The following is a 949-nucleotide window of genomic DNA, read 5'->3' as shown; positions in this document are numbered from 1 at the left end:
CGCCCAGGTCGTCGTCAACCGCGCCTACGGTGAGCAGTGCATCGACCAGTACGATCGCAACGAACTCACCGCCACCAACGCCTCCATCGCCAAGCTCACCACCACCGAGCTGCAAGGCGTGGTTGCTGACAAATGTCTGCAACTGTTCGGTGGCTACGGCTACATGCAGGAATACCCCATCTCCCGCGACTACGTGGATGCACGCATCCAGCGCATCTACGGCGGCACCAGCGAAATCATGAAGGAAATCATCTCCCGGGACATTATCGGGCGGTAAGTTGCTTCATTTTTCCGAATAAAAAACGCGGCCGATGGCCGCGTTTTTTTTATGCCTCCTCTTTCTGTAGGAGCACCACTTGAGGTGCGAACCTTGGTGCAGCCAAATCCTGACTAGCCCATGCTCAACAGAACTGGCATGAAGTTGTAGGATATGGCTTACATAAAAAGCTAAACGGTTGATATAAAGTGGGTTTCACTAGGGGAGAGGGTCAAGGAAGCGCAGGAAATAACCCGCTACTTCGACTTTTGTCAGATGAGATCAATTCTCGGCGGTGCTCCAGATCATTGTAGCCACTGAATTATTTGGCTCATTGGCTGTTGCCTCGCTAAGAATTATGTCGAAAAAAGATATGTCGAACCGTTCGACTGAATACGCTGTTATGCATCCTAGGAGATCAAGTGAAGGCTAAATTTTTGACTGCCTTTTGTGTTCTTCCACTGTTATCTAATGCAGGTGTAATTACCTGTGGCGATGCAATGAGCGTAGGCAGTGAAGCAAGAGCTTCTCTTCACGAAGCAGCTCAATCTAGAGCCCAGAGCGCGGCGCAAGAATTCATGGAGAAAACGATAGTTCATCCATATGGAGCCAGAGATTCTATGATTGGTGGAACTCCTGAAAAGATGGCAGGAACCATAGAGGTTTATTGGTGCCAGTCGGCTGAACAACCAT

At 49.6% G+C, this 949-nt stretch carries 2 protein-coding genes; both read left to right on the top strand.

The window, feature by feature from the left end; genetic code table 11:
- The coding region (locus A3730_RS06535; RefSeq protein WP_255364200.1) for an acyl-CoA dehydrogenase family protein at positions 1–277 on the top strand (277 nt) is incomplete at its 5' end.
- Positions 278–678: 401 nt separating this feature from the next.
- The coding region (locus tag A3730_RS30265) for a hypothetical protein (RefSeq protein WP_156500990.1) at positions 679–949 on the top strand (271 nt) is incomplete at its 3' end.

It is taken from the genome of Alcanivorax sp. HI0044 (assembly GCF_001634945.1).
Note: the sequence above shows the minus strand (reverse complement) of the source record. Positions and strands in the feature narration are given on the sequence as shown.